Source organism: Bradyrhizobium sp. NDS-1 (genome assembly GCF_032918005.1).
Taxonomy (GTDB): domain Bacteria; phylum Pseudomonadota; class Alphaproteobacteria; order Rhizobiales; family Xanthobacteraceae; genus Bradyrhizobium; species Bradyrhizobium tunisiense.
On record NZ_CP136628.1, the window covers coordinates 3,046,080 to 3,059,854 of the forward strand.

The window sequence follows — 13,775 nt, forward strand, 5'->3', positions numbered from 1 at the left end:
CACGCGGGCTGAGCCCGTGTTACGCTGCTCATCCTTAGCGCAAAGAATGGAAAATACCGTTGGGACGCCGCTTCAATTCGAGCGGTAGTATTAACGTTTCGTTGAGCATGTGGCGGCAGGCCGCTGGATGCGCAGTGGATTGCGGACGTCATTGATCGCCCGGCAAGAAATGGTCGCGGGCGGTTGCCCGTCCGCCGCTGGCGGTGTCGGTGATGGCGATGTCGACGTCGCGCGAGGTCTTGGGCAGGTCGCTGGGACCGACCTGGACCGACAGCCTGACCTCGCGGGTCTGGTCCTGGCCAACCTCGACGATCGGCTTGCCGTCCGAGCCGGATTCGATACCGGCGACGCGAATGGTCGCGCCGGGCAGGCCGGAAATCTCGAGCGTAAACGATCGCTGCGCGCCCTTGTTGAGGATGCGCACGGTATAGTCGTTGCGCACGCCGCCGTCCGAGAGCTGGACGAAGAGGGGATTGCGCTCGTGCAGCACGTTGACCTCCATCGTCGCGCGGGTGGCGAGCGTATAGAGCATGATGCTGCCCACGAGGGTGATGGCCGCGGCGTAGATCACGGTGCGCGGGCGGACGATGCGATAGATCGGCGGCTTGCCGTCGCGCCGGCGCTGCATGTTGATGTCGGTGTCGTAGCCGATCAGCCCCTTGGGCCGGCCGATCTCGCTCATCACGTTGTCGCAGGCGTCGATGCACAGGCCGCACTGGATGCAGCCGAGCTGGATGCCGTGGCGGATGTCGACGCCGGTCGGGCAGACATTGATGCACTGGTGGCAGTCGACGCAATCGCCGGCGAGATCGCCCTGCGCGCGCGCGGCGTCCGCCTTCTTCACCGACATGCGCGGCTCGCCGCGGTCGCGTCGATAGGTGACGTTGAGCGCCCATTCGTCGGTCAGAGCCGCCTGGATGCGCGGCCATGGGCACATGTAGATGCACATCTGCTCGCGCGCGTGGCCGGCAAAGACATAGGTCGTTGCGGTCAGGATGCCGATCCAGAGATAGGCGATGAACGGGGCCTCGAAGGTGGCGAGCTCCTTCACCAGCGTCGGCGCGTCGGCGAAATAAAGCACCCAGGCTCCGCCGGTCCACCACGCGATCATGATCCAGAGGAAATGCTTCAGCGCAACCTTCCGGATATGGTCGAACGTCCAATAGTGCTTGTCGCCCTGCATGCGCTCGCGGCGGTCGCCCTCGACCCAACGCTCCACGGCATAGAACAGGTCGGTCCACACCGTCTGCGGGCAGAGATAGCCGCACCACAGCCGTCCCGCGACCGCGTTCATCAGAAACAGAGCCATCGCCGCGAGAATGAGCAGGCCGGTGAAGTAATAGACCTCCTGCGGCCACAGCTCGATGAAGAAGAAATAGAAGCGGCGATGCGGCAGGTCGATCAACACGGCCTGGTCGGGCAGGCCGGGGCCGCGGTTCCAGCGTACGAACGGCAGGAGATAATAGACCCCCAGCGTGACACAGAGGATCGCCCATTTAATGCGGCGGAACGGCCCGTGGACCGACTGGGGATAGACCTTTCTGCGCTTCTCGTAGAGAGGTCCCTCGATGAAGGTGTCGTCGGTCATGGCAAATTCCCCCGCATCACAACTGCGTCGGCGCGTTCAGGAGAACGCGCAGCCGCTGCTCAGGCCCAGCTTCCTGAACACGATCGCCGCCGGGCAGAAGCCGGTGATCGAGGCCTGCAACATGTTCAAACCGGCGAAGGCCGTCAGCAGGTACCAATATGCATTCACGTAGGTGCCCAGTGCGAGACCGAGCAGGACGACGCATCCCGCAAAGGCTAGGACGGCTTTATCGACATTCATGGCAGGCTCCTTTTGCTTACGAACGGTTCAGGTTGGCTTCGGTCCAGGCGACGATGCTGCGCGCATCCATCGCGCCGGATTGGCGGGCGATCTCACGGCCACCGCGCATCAGCAGCAGCGTCGGAATTCCGCTGATGTTGAGGCGCGAGGATAGAGCGGGTGTGTCGTCCGAATTCAGCTTCAGAAGACGCACGCCGGGTTCGAGCTGTTGCGCCGCGCGCTCGAACATCGGGGCCATGGCGCGGCAGGGACCGCACCATGGCGCCCAGACGTCGATCAGCACGGGGATGTCGCTGCCGGCGACATGGCGATCGAAGCCGGTCTCGTCCACGTCGATCGGCCGGCCCGTGAACATCGGCTGATGACAGGCGCCGCAGCGCGCGCCTTGCGGCGTGCGATCGGCGGGCAGGCGATTGATGCGCCGGCAATGTCCGCAGACGATCTGGCGTGTCGTGCTCATGTGCCTGTTCGGACCTCCTTGATCTTGGCGATGTTCAGCCTGTCGAGCAGGAAGCGCTCGTAGAACGGCTCGCTCTCGCCGCGCCGCATCTTGCGCAGGAAGTATTTCTCGAAGGCGACCTTGGCGAGGTGCACCCATTCGCCCTTTGAGGACCAATTGACGTTGCGCGGCGGAATCTGCGGCTGCGCCAGGAAGGCAACGCCGGAATCGCCGAAATCGGCGAGGCAGATCGCGTTCCAGGTAGGCTGCGCCGTCGCCGCCTTGCCGCGCAGCAGGGCGCCGATGTTCATCGCGGTCGCCGTCACCATGGATTCGATCATGAAGCCAGTCTTGGGAACGCCGACCGGCACCGGCGTCGCGCCGACCGGCGCGATCGCAACGCAGACACCGACCGCAAAGACGTTGGGGAAGGTTGGATTCTGCTGATGCTTGTCGACGATGACAAAGCCGCGCGGATTGGTCAGATTCTCGATGCCGCGCACCGCCTCCACGCCGCGAAAGGCGGGCAACATCATCGAATAAGCGAAAGGCAGCTCATGAGCCTTGCGGGACGTGCCGTTGTCGGAGAACTCTTCCACCGTCATCAAGCCTGGGGCGACATTGTCGACGCGGGCGTTGGTGATCCACTTGATGTGCTTCTCACGCATCTCGCTTTCCAGAAGGCCCTTGGTGTCCCCGACGCCGTCGAGACCGAGATGTCCGATATACGGCTCCGAGGTGACGAACGTCATCGGCACCCGGTCTCGTAGCTTCCGTCTGCGCAGCTCCGTTTCGAGGATGAAGAGAAACTCGTAAGCCGGCCCGAAGCAGGAAGCGCCCTGGACAGCGCCGATCACGATCGGGCCGGGATTGGCCGCGAGCTTCTCGAACGCGTCTCTCGCATGCGTGGCGTGATCGACGTGACAGATCGATTGGGTGTGGCCTTGCGGGCCGAGGCCGGGGACTTCGTCGAATGCGAGTTCGGGACCGGTCGCGACGACCAGATAATCGTAGTCGATCGACGTCCCGTCGCCGAGTTCGACACGGTTCTCGGTCGGGTGGACGCGCTTTGCGCCCTGCGTCAGCAGCCGCACCCCCTTGCGTTTCATGATGTCCGCGAGATCGATCTCGATCTCTTCGCGCTTGCGCCAGCCGACTGCCACCCAGGGATTCGAAGGCACGAAATGATAGACCGCGCCTTGCGAGATGACGCTGAGGCGGTCCTCCTTTCTCAACTGGGGTAGCAATTCATAGGCCATCAGCGTTCCGCTCAGACCGGCTCCGACTACGACAATCTCCGCCATGGGTACCTCCGTTGGACCAAGTTGCTCCGCCGGTTCAGTTCCGGCTGTCATGCGACGCTTGACGATATATTCATATTTGCGTATATACGCAACTATGAAAATAAATGCCGACATCATGGAGCGGGCGGCGGATCAGGCGAGCGAGTTGCTGAAGGCGCTCTCCAATCGCCATCGCCTTCTCATCATCTGCCAGTTGATCGACGGCGAGCGGTCGGTCGGCGAACTGGCCGAGTTCCTTGGACTGCGCGATTCCACGGTCTCCCAGCATCTTGCGCTCCTTCGCAAGGATGGCCTGGTCGCATCCAGGCGCGATGCGCAGACGATCTTCTATTCGATCGCCAGCGAGCCGGCCCGCGAAGTCCTGAAGACGCTTTATCAGGTGTTCTGCGCGCCGAAGTCCGCAAGGACGAAGTGAAGGCTACTCAAGTGCGGACGGACGCGCCTTGCGCGAGATCAACGCGCCGTCGCCCGATGTCGATGAAATGAGAGGACCGCCGCGGCGCGGTGTGGTGAAGTAGATGAGGACACGGATGCGTCCCTTGCAATATCCGGCATGCCTGTGGCTTCTGGCCGCCTGGGCGACGATCGGAATTCCGGCGGGGTCGGCTGCGGCCGCCGCAACGCTCACCGTGGCGCAGCAGCAGGTTATCGACGAGAAAGCCGTCTTCGCGACGGTCGAGAGCATCAGTGTGGTTCCCGCCCGAAGCCGCATCGGCGGGACCGTGGTTCAGCTCAAGGTGCGGGAAGGGGATCGCGTTACCGCGGGCCAAGTCATTGCGGCGATCGGCGACGAGAAGCTCGTCCTCCAGATGAAATCGCTCGATGCGCAGATCGAGGCGCTGCAGGCACAGGCCAAGCAGGCGCAGCTCGACTTCACCCGGACCGAAGGTCTGGTCGAGCGGGGCATCCTGCCGCGCGTCAAGCTCGACGAGCAACGCACGGCGCTCAACGTCGCCGACAACGGCTTGCGCGCCAGGACCGCGGAGCGCGCCGTCATCAACGAGCAGCTCAACCAGGGACAGGTGCTTGCGCCGACGGACGGGCGCGTGTTGAAGCGGTTGATCACCGTCGGATCCGTCGTGCTTGCCGGCGATCCGCTCGTGACGGTCGCCGAGCAGAACTTCAAGCTGCGGCTGCGCGTACCGGAGCGTCACGCACGCTCTTTGAAGGCCGGCGACAAGATCCGCGTCGATGGCGCGGAGTTGGCGGGAGAAGCCTCGAAGCGCGGCGTGATCGACCTCGTCTATCCCCAGATCGAGGAGGGGCGCGTCATCGCGGACGCGACCGTCGAAGGGCTGGGTGAATATTTTGTCGGGGATCGCTTGCGGGTGTGGATCGCTGGCGGCGCGCGGCCGGCCTTCGTCATTCCCTCGAGCTATGTGACGACCAGGTTCGGCATCGACTACGTCCAGCTCCGGAAAGGCAGCGAGACGATCGACGTGCCGGTGCAGCGCGGTCGCGACATGCCGACGCCTTCGCTTCCCGACGGGCTCGAAATCCTGTCCGGCATCGGGGCCGGCGATCAACTGGTGCAGCCGTGAATCTCGGTCTGTCAGGACGGTTGACCCGGTCGACCATTGCATCGCCGCTGACGCCGCTGTTCCTGATCGGGGCGCTCGTCGTGGGGCTGATCGCCGTCGTGGTGATTCCGCGCGAGGAGGAGCCGCAGATCAGCGTTCCCATGGTGGACATCCGCGTCAACGCCGACGGCCTGCGCGGGCCGGACGCGGTGGAGCTGGTGAGCAAGCCGCTGGAATCGATCGTCAAGGGCATCGACGGCGTCGAGCACGTCTACAGCCAGACCGAGGATGACCGCGTGATGGTGACCGCGCGCTTCCTGGTCGGCACCAAGTTCGAGGATGCCATCCTCAGGGTCCACGAGAAAATCCGCGCCAATCTTGACCGCATTCCCGTTGGCATTCCCGAGCCGCTGATCGTAGGGCGGGGCATCAATGACGTCGCGGTGACGGTGCTGACGCTGTCGCCGAAGCCGGAAGCGGCCAGCCGCTGGACCGACAAGGACCTCTATGAGCTCGCCGACAAGCTGCGCGCGGAGCTGATGAAGGTCGACGACATCGGCCTGACCTACATTTCCGGCGGCACCGCGCAACAGATCCGGGTCGAGCCCGATCCGGAGAAGCTGTCGCTGTTCGGCGTCACGCTGCAGCAGCTCGTGGCCAAGGTAAAGGACGCCAACCGCTCGTTTCTGGCCGGGCAGGTCCGCGATGCCGGCATCGTGCGGAGCGTCGCGGCGGGACAGACGTTGTCCGGCATTCCCGATATCGGGCTGTTGCTGATCACGAGCCGCGACGGCCGGCCGGTCTATGTCAAGGACGTCGCCTCCGTCGTCGTCGGCCCGAGCACCGTCGAGCATCGCGTCTGGACGGAAGCACGCGATGCCGCCGGACAGTGGGCGCGTACGCCCGGCGTCAGCCTGGCGCTGGCCAAGCGGGCGGGCGCCAACGCAGTCGTCGTGTCCGAGAACATCGCTGAACGCCTCGCGGCGTTGAAGTCGCGCCTTCTTCCCGAAGACATCCAGGTGACGGTGACGCGCGACTACGGCGAGACCGCCAACGAGAAGGCCAACGAGTTGCTGTTCCACCTCGGACTCGCGACGATCTCGATCGTGGTGCTGATCGCGGTCGCGATCGGCTGGCGCGAGGCGCTGGTGACCCTCGTCGTGATTCCCACGACGATCCTGCTCACGATGTTCGCTGCCAATCTGATGGGCTACACGATCAACCGCGTCAGCCTGTTCGCGTTGATCTTCTCGATCGGCATTCTCGTCGACGACGCCATCGTCGTCGTCGAGAACATCGCGCGGCACTGGGCCATGCGCGACGGCCGGCCGCGCCTGCAGGCGACCATCGAGGCGGTGGCGGAGGTCGGAAACCCCACCATCGTCGCGACGTTGACCGTGGTCGCCGCGCTGTTGCCGATGCTGTTCGTGTCGGGCCTGATGGGCCCCTATATGGCGCCGATTCCGGCCAACGCGTCGGCGGCCATGCTGTTCTCGTTCTTCGTCGCGATGGTGGTCGCGCCCTGGCTGATGCTCAAGCTTGCCCCAAAAGGCGAGGTCGCCTCGGCGCATGCGGGGCACGATGAAGGACGGCTCGGCCGGCTGTACCGGCGCTTCGCCTCGCCGATCGTGCGGAGCAAGCGGTCGGCCTGGATATTCCTGCTCGGCGTCGGCATCGCAACGCTGCTGTCGATGACGCTGTTTGCGACCAAGTCGGTGACGGTCAAGCTTTTGCCGTTCGACAACAAGTCCGAGATCGCGGTTGTCGTGGACCTGCCGGAAGGGGCGAGCCTGGAGGCGACCGAGCGCACGCTGTTCGGCGCGGCCGAGATCGCCCGGCAATTGCCGGAGGTCACCTCGCTGCAATCCTATGCCGGCACGCCGGCCCCCTTCAATTTCAACGGCCTGGTGCGGCATTACTATTTGCGCCAGAGGCCCGAGCTCGGCGAAGTGCAGGTCAACCTGGCCGCGCGTGGCGAGCGCAGGCGCGCCAGTCATGAGATCGCGCTCGAACTGCGTGAGAAGCTGAAGGCGCTCGATCCGCCCGCGGGCACCAGCGTCAAGGTGGTCGAAGTGCCGCCCGGGCCGCCGGTGCTTTCGACGCTGCTCGCCGAGGTCTACGGTCCCGACGCGACCACGCGCCGTGCGGTCACGGCCGAGCTCAAGAAAGTCTTCGCAGAAGTCCCGTTCATCGTCGATATCGACGATTCCGTCGGCGAGAAACGGCCACGGCTGCGGCTCTCGATCGACCAGGACCGGCTCGAATTCTTCGGCGTCGAGCAGCGCGACGTCTACGACACCATCCAGGCACTGTTCGGCGGCATCTCGGTCGGCTACTCGCATCGCGGTGAGGACCGCAACCCGATCGAGATCGCGGTGCATCTCGGAAAGCGCGATCTGGTCTGGGACGAGGCTCTGGCCTCCACGCCGGTGCCGGCCAACACATTGCCCGGCAGCAAGACGGTCGTCGAACTCGGTCAGGTCGTGAAGGCGACCATGGAGGAGGGCTCGCCGACGATCTTCCGCCGCGACGGGCGCTTCGCCGACATGGTGATGGCCGAGCTCGCCGGACGCTTCGAGGCGCCGCTTTACGGCATGCTCGCGGTTGCCGATCGTGTCGATGCCCATGACTGGGGCAAGCTGCCGAAGCCGGCGATCAGCCTGCATGGCCAGCCGTCGGACGAGTCGCGTCCAACGCTGCTGTGGGACGGCGAATGGGAAATCACCTGGGTCACCTTCCGCGACATGGGCGCAGCGTTCGGCGCCGCCATTCTCGGCATCTACGTGCTGGTCGTGGCCCAGTTCAGGAGCTTCCGTCTGCCGCTCGTCATCCTGACGCCTATTCCGCTCACGTTGATTGGCATCCTGGTCGGGCACTGGCTGCTGGGTGCGCCGTTCACCGCGACCTCGATGATCGGCTTCATCGCGCTGGCCGGCATCATCGTGCGCAACTCGATCCTGCTGGTCGATTTCATCAGGCACAGCGGTGGGGATGGGAAGTCGCTTCGCGAGGTGGTGCTGGAGGCCGGAGCAGTCCGCTTCAAGCCGATCCTGCTCACCGCGCTCGCGGCCATGATCGGGGCTGCGACCATCCTGCTCGATCCGATCTTTCAGGGATTGGCGATCTCGCTCCTGTTCGGGCTTGCGTCATCGACGCTGCTCACAGTGCTGGTAATCCCCGCGATCTATATCGCCTTGCGCGCGCCACGCGAGGCCGCTTCGACCACTGCCAGATCCAGCTAGCGAGGCTCCGATGGACAAGAACTTCGTCGAAATCACCAGGAATATCTCGGCCAACCTGAAAAAGCTGCGGAGCGACATTCCCGATACGATGAAGGGATTTGCCGCACTCGCCCAGGCCGCCACGCGTGACGGGGCGCTGGACAAGAAGACCAAGGAACTGATCGCGCTGGCACTCGGCGTCGCCGCGCATTGCGACGGCTGCATCGGCTTTCATACCGAGGCGCTCGTCAAGCTCGGTGCAACGCGCGAAGAGATCGAGGAGACGCTCGGCATGGCCGTGTATATGGGCGGCGGGCCGTCGCTGATGTATGCAGCCGATGCGATCGGGGCGTACGAGCAGTTCCAGCAGCAAGCCGCTTCCGATTGAGCTGCGCGCGGATGTCCGACGTGAAGAGGACCGGACGACGATCGTCCGGTCCCCTTGCCTTACCTCTTGGTCACTACCAGTAGCGGTCGCCGACACCCACGCCGACGCTGACGCCAGGCGCGCGAATGCCGACGCCGGCGCGCGGGCCATCGTCATAATGGCGATGATAGGTCCGGCGCTCGTAATAGCGATCGCGCGGCATGTAATTGTAGGAATCGCGCACGATCACGCGCGAACCGCCGCGTGTGCGATAGCAGCGGCCGTCGTCGTCGCAGACAAGCCGTACTTGCTGGACCAGATCCGGATTGGCGTACTCGCTGCTCGTGTAAATATCGGACGCCTTCGCACTCGACGTGGCTGCCAGAGCGCCGACGCCCGCCAAAAGCGCAATCGTGAATGTCTTCATCCTGTCCTCCTCGAAACTGCCCTCGGCGGTAACAAGAAGGGGAGGCGGCGATCGTTCCCCGCCGCGATGCTGGTTTTTCCCGGAACTGGCCGTTTTTGCGGCGGTTCCTAGATCGGCTCGTAAGTCTCGCTCCCGCAGATGTCGTCGGCTTCCGCTCGCCGGCGGTCGACGACCTTTCCGCCTGTGATCGTGACGATGTAGGTCTGGGCACCTAGCGAAGTGCCAGTCGCGGAAGTGAGTTGCGCGCGGACGCAGGAGGTCCAGCCCGGTCCGCGCACCTCACGATGAGGTGGGGCGACGTGCACCTCGCGCGGATAGGAGGTGCTCAAGAAGACGACATCGATCTGCTCGCGTACCACGCGCTTGACGTCGGGAGGCGCTTCGGGAGGCGGCTGCTCGGCCTCCTTCATACGCATGAACTCGGGCACCGGCGCGCGGCTATCGGCAACGCCGCAAGCACCGAGCGCGAGCGATCCGGCGAACAGCGCCGCATGAGCAATAATCCGCAACATCCGTGAAGATCCCCTGCGGGCCAACAGATAGACACGAATGCGATCCGGCGAAGTCCCTGCCGATCAAAATTTGCTGAAGCCTTGGAACCGGCGGCATTGCTATTCCGCGATTGCCGGCTAGTTTGTACCCCACACGAAGGGGATTGCACCGATGAGGATTTTGGTCATAGCGACCGCCATGCTGGCACTGACGGCCGCCTCGGTGCAGGCGCAGGGCCGGCGGCATCCGCCTGAACCGGCCAAGCCGGCGGACAACAAGCCCAAGGTCGACGAGAACGCCTACAAGGCCGCGCTCGAGCGCATTCCCGAACCCAAGGACAAGTACGACCCGTGGGGCGGAGCCCGTCCGAACGAACCTGCCAAGAAGCCGAAGTAGAGCTGGTTCGGACGTTTCGATTCCCGCCCATCGTCGCGCCTGCGACGGCTTATTCGAGAAGCGACGAGGTGCCCGCGATCGGCGTGCTTGCACGGCGTCGCCGTCGTCGTTGGCGTGATCATCATCGTGTTGTGGATGCGATACGAACGTTCGTTCACATCGTGCGCGTTATTGCACGAAGGCGAGGCCGACGCGCTTGTCACTGCGCCAAACTGTGCGACAATTCCGCACGAAATCGTCGCACGCGATCGAGAGCGTGAACGATTGCGGCAACGTGAGGGGGGCGTCGAGGTCGATGGCCGCGCCGCCCGCCGACATGTTTCGCACGGTGCAACGAATGCCGCTGTTTTGAAAGGTGATCGTTCCACCCTTGAAAACACGGTGACGCTGTGCAGCACGCTTCTCGATCATCGGCGTCGATCCATTACGATGATTGTGAAAATAGTGCATGGAAATTACGTTGAACTAAACTCAATACCGGCGCTACTTGCACGTCGCTTCAGACTTTGTTTACGACGTTGGAGCGGCCAGTCACTTCCCGCCGACTTTAGGACCAAGTCTTTCTTTTATGGCGTTACGCGCCGATGGAGATTCCGATGAAGACCACGCTTTCGATCTTGCTCGCCGCCGCGTTCTCGCTGTCGTCGATGCCCGCCCACGCCGTCAAGTGGGACCTGTCGACCATGAGCTGCAAGCAATTCCTCGAAAGCGGCGAAGACAACATTCAGGTCGTGCTGACCTGGATGGACGGGTGGTACAAGGGTGACGAGGACAACGCGATCATCGACACCGACGTGTTCATCGAGAACGCCAAGAAATTCGGTGCCTATTGCGGAAAGAATCCAACCGCCAGCATCGTCACCGCGGCCGACGAAGTGCTCGGCAAGTAACCTTTGAAATTTGCGGACGCAATCGCGTTCTTGTTTCTTGCTTCGACACGATCGTGATGGAGAGCCGCGCTGCGCCTTGCGCTCACGCGGCTCGCTTTTTTATGCCGATGCTCAGCCCGGCAGCATCGCGAACGCGCTCGACACCATGGCCACAGGCTTGTTGTCGCCAGCCGAGAGCAGCGTGACGCGGCCAAAGCTCATGGTGCGCCCGAGCCGCACCACGCGCGCGTCCGCCAGCACGTCCATCGAGGACGCCGCGCGCATGAAATGCGTGGTCTGGTCGACCGTGGTCATCGGGCGATAGCCGCGATTGGCAGCGAGGATCGCGATCACCATCGCGGTGTCGGCAAGCGCCATCAGGGCCTGGCCGCAGACCACGCCGCCGTTTCGGCACAGCCGCTCCGAAAACGGCATGCGCAGGACCGCACCCGGCTGCCAGTCCGGCAGATCCGCCGGCTGTGTATGCTCGATGCGCTCGACCGTGAGGTTGAGATCCTGGACCCAGGGCGCAAAAACCTCGCCGAGGATGCGTTTGGCGTCGGACAGGCCGAATTCGGCGTCTGGCTGCATTTGCATTGCTGTCGCACTCTCCTGTATTGCCTGATGTTTCGGCCCATTGTGCGCGCATCGACGCTGCAAAGTCACCCGGTCCCGTCGGCTTGAAAATGCCTGACTTGGGCCGATATGATGCCCCGCTCGGGTAGGGGATGGATGATGTTGCGCCGGTGTGTCCTGGTCTTCTCTATGGTCGCGCTCGGCCTCTCGCTGAGCGGGTGCACCAAGTGCGGTCCGATCTGGGACGATTGGCTGCATGGGCCCAAATCGTGCCGGTCGGATCGGCACTAGCGGACCCCGGGCGGCCCTGGCGGCCGCGCAAGGATGACCTGGCGCGGGCGATCCGTGCCTCATGGATGATCAAGGAGTGGACGATGAAGCTTTTCCGTTTGGCCGCGGTGCTGGCCGTGGTCGCGGGACCTGCCTATGCGCAGTTGCCCAATATCAATCTGATGCAGGACGCTCCGAGCAAGTCCCCCGAGGAGAAGGCGGCGGAAGCCGAGCGTGACAGGGCCTACAAGGAAACGCTGAAGAAGATTCCGGATACCAAGGCGTCCAACGATCCCTGGGGCGGCATGCGCTCCGATCCGCCGAAACAGCCGGCGGCGCCGAAGGCCTCGGCTGCGACCAGCGCGCCGAAGAAGAAGTCCGGCACGGCCGCCAACTGATCGCATGGCCCGATCTGGGGCTGCAATGGCGCCTCCGATTGGGACTCCTCTTCATCCGATCCGCTCCCTACATTTGGCCGAGCGTATTGCGTAGAGGAGGGCACGACATGGCCGATCGTCCGCGGGACCTCGCCGAGCGGATGGCGCGCCGGCGCAAGCTGGCCGGCAAGCCCGGCCAAACAGTCGGCGACGGCTATCTGCGCGAGACCTTCACGCTGCCGCGCGCGGCGGCGCGGGAGCAGGCGCAGGCCTTCTTCGCCCGCTATCCCAAGGCCGGCTATATGAGCGCGGTCGAGACCTGGCGTGAACTGCCCGGCGGCGACATCGAATTCACCATGCGGCGGCTGCCCAGCGCGGACTAAAGCCGGCTCGACCCGAACGCGGTGCTAGTCGAGGGTTTCGGCAACGATGCGGATCCGGAACACGGGTTCCTTGGCCTCGTCCAGCAGCTCCATGTGCCATTCGGAATTTTCCTGGAGCTTGCGGGCAAGGCCGGCGGTCATGTCGGCGCAGACATTGGTCATTTCTTTCCAGGCCGAATCGCGATCGGCAAATTCCGTCGCCTGGTCGGCGCAGCCGGAATAACGGCCATTCCGGATTCGAAAGAAATAGAGTGGCATGGCGGGCACCGATAGCGCGCGTGATGGCCTCGTCCCCAAGGCCATGGGCGCGCGTAGTCCAATCCCAAACCCGCGTCAGATCAATTCCGGGCGGCTACGGATCAGGCCGCCGCAGCGATTTCATCCGGCCGGTTGAGGCGGCGTTTCGGCCGATCGCTTCAGCTCCCGATCGATGCGCAGCTGCACGCGCCGGATCGCGAGCAGGTCGATTTTCGTCTCGGTCCTGCCGGTCTTGATCTGCTCGCCGATGCGGAACTGCCACTGCCAGATTCCGGGAATCGCCGTCTTGGCGACGGTGAACTCGATGCCCCTGTGATTCATGGTGACCTCCACGATTCACGTCCACGATTGGAAACATGCTGGTCGTCATAATATTCCCGGACAAGCAAATTCCGTCAGGGGAACTGTCGGATCCCCGTGGTTCTCCGACCATGAACAGAGTTCCTGAGCTGCGTCCCGGTTGCGTCGTGCACATCGAGACCCCGCCCGGCGGTTCCCGCCGGGTCCCGTGCCCTACGAGCTGCGGCATGTGCCTTGCTTGGCCTGATGGCGGCAAGCAACATGGGCCCGTCATGCTCGGCATTCCCCGCCGCTACAGTCACTTCGTCTTCGGAATCATCCAGTCCGGACTGACCTCGCTGATCGCGGCGGGGATCGCCAGCTTTCCAGCGGGCAGCGCGATGATCTTCATCGGGCACTGGATGGTGTCGTGGCTGATCGCCTGGGCCGCGATGTTGCCGATCGTGCTCATGGCGGCGCCCGCGATCCGCGCCTTCGCTCTGCGTCTGACGCGGGAGGACAGCGAACCGCGCGCCGGCAGCCAAGCATGAAAAAAGCCCCGCCTGGGGCGTGCCGGGCGGGGCAGAGAGTTATTGGAGGCCGAGGTGCTGGGCTTGCAACACCAGAGCCGCATCATCCTAGCGGGCTCCGCTTACGGCAGCCTGACGGTGCGCCAAATTTCCCCGGGCCCGATTCCGAGGCCGCAGACTGGCCCCGCGCCCGTCCCAATTTCGACATCCGTTCGCACAACTGCAGACACACAGGTCGG

18 protein-coding genes and 1 pseudogene are annotated in these 13,775 nt (G+C 64.0%); 9 read left to right on the forward strand and 10 right to left on the reverse strand.

The window, feature by feature from the left end; genetic code table 11:
- Nucleotides 1-148 precede the first annotated feature (148 nt).
- The 4 genes from ccoG to RX330_RS14075 are packed head-to-tail and all read right to left on the reverse strand — an operon-like array spanning nucleotide 149 to nucleotide 3,571.
- Entirely contained in the window at nucleotides 149-1,588 is a 1,440-nt protein-coding gene (ccoG, locus tag RX330_RS14060; RefSeq protein WP_317243384.1) for a cytochrome c oxidase accessory protein CcoG, read from the reverse strand.
- Nucleotides 1,589-1,624: 36 nt separating this feature from the next.
- Nucleotides 1,625-1,828 carry a DUF2892 domain-containing protein gene (locus RX330_RS14065; RefSeq protein WP_183234801.1) on the reverse strand — a complete coding sequence of 68 codons (204 nt, stop codon included), beginning with the start codon at nucleotides 1,826-1,828 and terminating at the stop codon, nucleotides 1,625-1,627.
- 16 nt (nucleotides 1,829-1,844) lie between these two features.
- On the reverse strand, nucleotides 1,845-2,288 hold the full coding sequence (trxC, locus tag RX330_RS14070) for a thioredoxin TrxC (RefSeq protein WP_212081680.1): 444 nt from the start codon (nucleotides 2,286-2,288) through the stop codon (nucleotides 1,845-1,847).
- The gene (locus tag RX330_RS14075; protein ID WP_317243385.1) at nucleotides 2,285-3,571 is read right to left on the reverse strand and encodes an NAD(P)/FAD-dependent oxidoreductase; all 1,287 of its coding nucleotides are present in this window, start codon (nucleotides 3,569-3,571) and stop codon (nucleotides 2,285-2,287) included. Before RX330_RS14075 ends, trxC begins: the two co-directional genes overlap by 4 nt.
- 115 nt (nucleotides 3,572-3,686) lie before the next feature.
- On the opposite strand from RX330_RS14075, the gene RX330_RS14080 reads away from it, so the two are divergent.
- The 4 genes from RX330_RS14080 (at nucleotide 3,687) to RX330_RS14095 (ending at nucleotide 8,700) form a co-directional block, all read left to right on the forward strand.
- The gene (locus RX330_RS14080) at nucleotides 3,687-3,986 is read left to right on the forward strand and encodes an ArsR/SmtB family transcription factor (protein ID WP_375849054.1); all 300 of its coding nucleotides are present in this window, start codon (nucleotides 3,687-3,689) and stop codon (nucleotides 3,984-3,986) included.
- A gap of 115 nt (nucleotides 3,987-4,101) precedes the next feature.
- A complete protein-coding gene (locus tag RX330_RS14085; protein ID WP_317243903.1) occupies nucleotides 4,102-5,112 on the forward strand; it encodes an efflux RND transporter periplasmic adaptor subunit in 1,011 nt (336 codons plus the stop codon).
- Complete coding sequence (locus tag RX330_RS14090; RefSeq protein ID WP_317243386.1) at nucleotides 5,109-8,333, forward strand: efflux RND transporter permease subunit; 3,225 nt, start codon at nucleotides 5,109-5,111, stop codon at nucleotides 8,331-8,333. The genes RX330_RS14085 and RX330_RS14090 overlap by 4 nt, the downstream gene beginning before the upstream one ends.
- Nucleotides 8,334-8,343: 10 nt before the next feature.
- Nucleotides 8,344-8,700, forward strand: coding sequence for a carboxymuconolactone decarboxylase family protein (locus RX330_RS14095; RefSeq protein WP_212081664.1), 357 nt, complete (start codon nucleotides 8,344-8,346; stop codon nucleotides 8,698-8,700).
- Nucleotides 8,701-8,773: 73 nt separating this feature from the next.
- On the opposite strand, the gene RX330_RS14100 is transcribed toward RX330_RS14095, so the two are convergent.
- Together RX330_RS14100 and RX330_RS14105 are read right to left on the reverse strand one after the other, a co-directional pair.
- Nucleotides 8,774-9,106 (reverse strand): hypothetical protein, encoded by a 333-nt coding sequence (locus tag RX330_RS14100; RefSeq protein WP_212081662.1) that lies wholly within the window; start codon nucleotides 9,104-9,106, stop codon nucleotides 8,774-8,776.
- A gap of 107 nt (nucleotides 9,107-9,213) precedes the next feature.
- Nucleotides 9,214-9,618 carry a hypothetical protein gene (locus tag RX330_RS14105; protein WP_212081660.1) on the reverse strand — a complete coding sequence of 135 codons (405 nt, stop codon included), beginning with the start codon at nucleotides 9,616-9,618 and terminating at the stop codon, nucleotides 9,214-9,216.
- A 151-nt stretch (nucleotides 9,619-9,769) separates the two neighbouring features.
- On the opposite strand from RX330_RS14105, the gene RX330_RS14110 reads away from it, so the two are divergent.
- A complete protein-coding gene (locus RX330_RS14110) occupies nucleotides 9,770-9,994 on the forward strand; it encodes a hypothetical protein (protein WP_212081658.1) in 225 nt (74 codons plus the stop codon).
- 168 nt (nucleotides 9,995-10,162) lie between these two features.
- Here RX330_RS14110 and RX330_RS14115 read toward each other — a convergent pair whose 3' ends face one another.
- Nucleotides 10,163-10,405 (reverse strand): PilZ domain-containing protein, encoded by a 243-nt coding sequence (locus RX330_RS14115; RefSeq protein ID WP_317243387.1) that lies wholly within the window; start codon nucleotides 10,403-10,405, stop codon nucleotides 10,163-10,165.
- Between the two features lie 185 nt (nucleotides 10,406-10,590).
- Between RX330_RS14115 and RX330_RS14120 the strand changes: the two genes are divergently transcribed.
- On the forward strand, nucleotides 10,591-10,884 hold the full coding sequence (locus RX330_RS14120; protein WP_026201704.1) for an HdeA family protein: 294 nt from the start codon (nucleotides 10,591-10,593) through the stop codon (nucleotides 10,882-10,884).
- 111 nt (nucleotides 10,885-10,995) lie between these two features.
- Here the strand turns inward: RX330_RS14120 and RX330_RS14125 are convergent, their stop codons facing one another.
- Nucleotides 10,996-11,460 (reverse strand): PaaI family thioesterase, encoded by a 465-nt coding sequence (locus RX330_RS14125; protein ID WP_212081654.1) that lies wholly within the window; start codon nucleotides 11,458-11,460, stop codon nucleotides 10,996-10,998.
- Nucleotides 11,461-11,813: 353 nt separating this feature from the next.
- Between RX330_RS14125 and RX330_RS14130 the strand changes: the two genes are divergently transcribed.
- Together RX330_RS14130 and RX330_RS14135 are read left to right on the forward strand one after the other, a co-directional pair.
- On the forward strand, nucleotides 11,814-12,107 hold the full coding sequence (locus RX330_RS14130) for a hypothetical protein (RefSeq protein ID WP_212081652.1): 294 nt from the start codon (nucleotides 11,814-11,816) through the stop codon (nucleotides 12,105-12,107).
- A 107-nt stretch (nucleotides 12,108-12,214) separates the two neighbouring features.
- The gene (locus tag RX330_RS14135) at nucleotides 12,215-12,469 is read left to right on the forward strand and encodes a hypothetical protein (RefSeq protein WP_212081650.1); all 255 of its coding nucleotides are present in this window, start codon (nucleotides 12,215-12,217) and stop codon (nucleotides 12,467-12,469) included.
- A gap of 24 nt (nucleotides 12,470-12,493) precedes the next feature.
- Here RX330_RS14135 and RX330_RS14140 read toward each other — a convergent pair whose 3' ends face one another.
- The gene (locus tag RX330_RS14140) at nucleotides 12,494-12,727 is read right to left on the reverse strand and encodes a DUF6894 family protein (protein WP_212081643.1); all 234 of its coding nucleotides are present in this window, start codon (nucleotides 12,725-12,727) and stop codon (nucleotides 12,494-12,496) included.
- Between the two features lie 94 nt (nucleotides 12,728-12,821).
- Nucleotides 12,822-13,048 (reverse strand): annotated as a pseudogene (locus RX330_RS14145) (hypothetical protein).
- A 251-nt stretch (nucleotides 13,049-13,299) separates the two neighbouring features.
- Between RX330_RS14145 and RX330_RS14150 the strand changes: the two are divergent.
- Nucleotides 13,300-13,557 carry a DUF2798 domain-containing protein gene (locus RX330_RS14150; protein ID WP_212081639.1) on the forward strand — a complete coding sequence of 86 codons (258 nt, stop codon included), beginning with the start codon at nucleotides 13,300-13,302 and terminating at the stop codon, nucleotides 13,555-13,557.
- Nucleotides 13,558-13,775: the final 218 nt, after the last annotated feature.

Bases quoted from the DNA above. Each gene is read 5' to 3' on its own strand.
- ccoG (WP_317243384.1), bottom strand. From the start codon at position 1,588: ATGACCGACGACACCTTCATCGAGGGACCTCTCTACGAGAAGCGCAGA.
- RX330_RS14065 (WP_183234801.1), bottom strand. From the start codon at position 1,828: ATGAATGTCGATAAAGCCGTCCTAGCCTTTGCGGGATGCGTCGTCCTG.
- trxC (WP_212081680.1), bottom strand. From the start codon at position 2,288: ATGAGCACGACACGCCAGATCGTCTGCGGACATTGCCGGCGCATCAAT.
- RX330_RS14075 (WP_317243385.1), bottom strand. From the start codon at position 3,571: ATGGCGGAGATTGTCGTAGTCGGAGCCGGTCTGAGCGGAACGCTGATG.
- RX330_RS14080 (WP_375849054.1), top strand. From the start codon at position 3,687: ATGGAGCGGGCGGCGGATCAGGCGAGCGAGTTGCTGAAGGCGCTCTCC.
- RX330_RS14085 (WP_317243903.1), top strand. From the start codon at position 4,102: ATGCGTCCCTTGCAATATCCGGCATGCCTGTGGCTTCTGGCCGCCTGG.
- RX330_RS14095 (WP_212081664.1), top strand. From the start codon at position 8,344: ATGGACAAGAACTTCGTCGAAATCACCAGGAATATCTCGGCCAACCTG.
- RX330_RS14100 (WP_212081662.1), bottom strand. From the start codon at position 9,106: ATGAAGACATTCACGATTGCGCTTTTGGCGGGCGTCGGCGCTCTGGCA.
- RX330_RS14105 (WP_212081660.1), bottom strand. From the start codon at position 9,618: ATGTTGCGGATTATTGCTCATGCGGCGCTGTTCGCCGGATCGCTCGCG.
- RX330_RS14110 (WP_212081658.1), top strand. From the start codon at position 9,770: ATGAGGATTTTGGTCATAGCGACCGCCATGCTGGCACTGACGGCCGCC.
- RX330_RS14115 (WP_317243387.1), bottom strand. From the start codon at position 10,405: ATGATCGAGAAGCGTGCTGCACAGCGTCACCGTGTTTTCAAGGGTGGA.
- RX330_RS14120 (WP_026201704.1), top strand. From the start codon at position 10,591: ATGAAGACCACGCTTTCGATCTTGCTCGCCGCCGCGTTCTCGCTGTCG.
- RX330_RS14125 (WP_212081654.1), bottom strand. From the start codon at position 11,460: ATGCAAATGCAGCCAGACGCCGAATTCGGCCTGTCCGACGCCAAACGC.
- RX330_RS14130 (WP_212081652.1), top strand. From the start codon at position 11,814: ATGAAGCTTTTCCGTTTGGCCGCGGTGCTGGCCGTGGTCGCGGGACCT.
- RX330_RS14135 (WP_212081650.1), top strand. From the start codon at position 12,215: ATGGCCGATCGTCCGCGGGACCTCGCCGAGCGGATGGCGCGCCGGCGC.
- RX330_RS14140 (WP_212081643.1), bottom strand. From the start codon at position 12,727: ATGCCACTCTATTTCTTTCGAATCCGGAATGGCCGTTATTCCGGCTGC.
- RX330_RS14150 (WP_212081639.1), top strand. From the start codon at position 13,300: ATGCTCGGCATTCCCCGCCGCTACAGTCACTTCGTCTTCGGAATCATC.